2 protein-coding genes are annotated in these 1428 nt (G+C 75.3%); one reads left to right on the forward strand and one right to left on the reverse strand.

Annotated features, from left to right (window positions below):
- Positions 1–462, reverse strand: a 462-nt coding sequence (locus GTW08_RS14785) for a TetR family transcriptional regulator (RefSeq protein WP_161152078.1), incomplete at its 3' end; no start/stop codon positions are given.
- 60 nt (positions 463–522) lie between these two features.
- On the opposite strand from GTW08_RS14785, the gene GTW08_RS14790 reads away from it, so the two are divergent.
- Positions 523–1428, forward strand: a 906-nt coding sequence (locus GTW08_RS14790) for a glycoside hydrolase family 3 protein (RefSeq protein WP_161152079.1), incomplete at its 3' end; no start/stop codon positions are given.

Raw genomic sequence — 1428 nt, forward strand, 5'->3', positions numbered from 1 at the left:
CGCGCCGGCTCCGGGGTCGGCACCGGGGTCCGCACCCGGACCCGCTCCGGGCTCCAGCTCCGCGGCGAGCGCGGTCCGCAGCCGGTCGTAGCGCCGGGCGAACCAGTCGTGGGCGGCGTGGCCCGGGTCGGTCGCCTCGGCCGAGGTGACCGCGTACAGCCGGACCAGACCGGGCTCGGACCCGTTGTCGCGCACGGTCTCCAGCAGCGCCTCGGGGCCGGCCCCGGGCTCGGCGCGCGCGGCGGCGGAGCGCTCGTCGCGGGCCTGCAGCACCGCGACCAGCAGCGCCTGCTTGGACCCGAAGTAGTGGAACAGGGTCGGCTCGCTGACCCCGACCCGGCGCGCGATCTCCTTCGTCGACGACGCGTGGAACCCGCCGGTCGCGAACACCTCCAGCGCCGTGTCCAGGATCTGCTCCCGCCGCTGCCGCCCCTTGGCGTAGCGCCCGCGTGCCGTCGTCACCGGTCGAGGCTAACCCACGAATCCCGAGTGTCACTAGGTTTTCACGGGTACGGTGGCCCCATGCCTTCCGTCGACGAGGACCTGCTCACCACACTCATCGCCCGGCTCGATCTGGAGGCGAAGGTCCGGCTGCTGACCGGGGCCGACTTCTGGTCCACCCCGGCCGAGCCCGCGATCGGGCTGCGCCGGATGGTGCTGTCGGACGGCCCGTCCGGGGTGCGCGGGGAGAGCTTCGACGAGCGGTCGCCGTCACTGTCGCTGCCGTCGTCGACGGCACTGGGGGCGACCTGGGACCCGGAGCTCGCCCGCCGCTACGGCTCGGCCCTGGGCGCCGAGGCCCGCCGGCAGCACGCCGACGTCGTCCTCGGGCCGACGATCAACCTGCACCGCACCCCCTTCGGCGGCCGCCACTTCGAGGCGCTGTCGGAGGACCCGCTGCTGACCGGCGAGCTCGCCGCGGCCTACGTGGAGGGGCTGCAGGCGCACGGGGTCGCCGCGACACCGAAGCACTACGTCGCCAACGACGCCGAGTCCGAGCGCTTCACCGTGGACAACGCGGTCGACGAGCGGGCGCTGCACGAGCTGTACCTGGCCGCGTTCGAACCGGCCGTCACCCGGGCCGGGGCGTGGGCGGTGATGTCGGCCTACAACGCCGTCAACGGCGCGACGATGAGCGAGAACCCGCTGCTCGCCGAGCCGCTCACCGGCGAGTGGGGCTTCGACGGGCTCGTGATGTCGGACTGGGGCGCGGTGCGCACCACGGTCGCGTCGGCGCGCGCCGAGCAGCACCTGGTGATGCCCGGCCCGGTGGGCGCCTGGGGCGAGCGCCTGGTCGCCGCGGTGCGCGACGGCGAGGTCGAGGAATCCGTCGTCGACGGCAAGCTGCGGAGGCTGCTGCGCCTGGCCGCCCGGGTCGGCGCGCTGGAGGGGGCACCGACGCCGCCCGCCGTCCCGGCCGCCGAGGAC

This window comes from Pseudonocardia sp. SID8383 (assembly GCF_009864975.1).
Taxonomy (GTDB): Bacteria; Actinomycetota; Actinomycetes; order Mycobacteriales; family Pseudonocardiaceae; genus Pseudonocardia; species Pseudonocardia alni.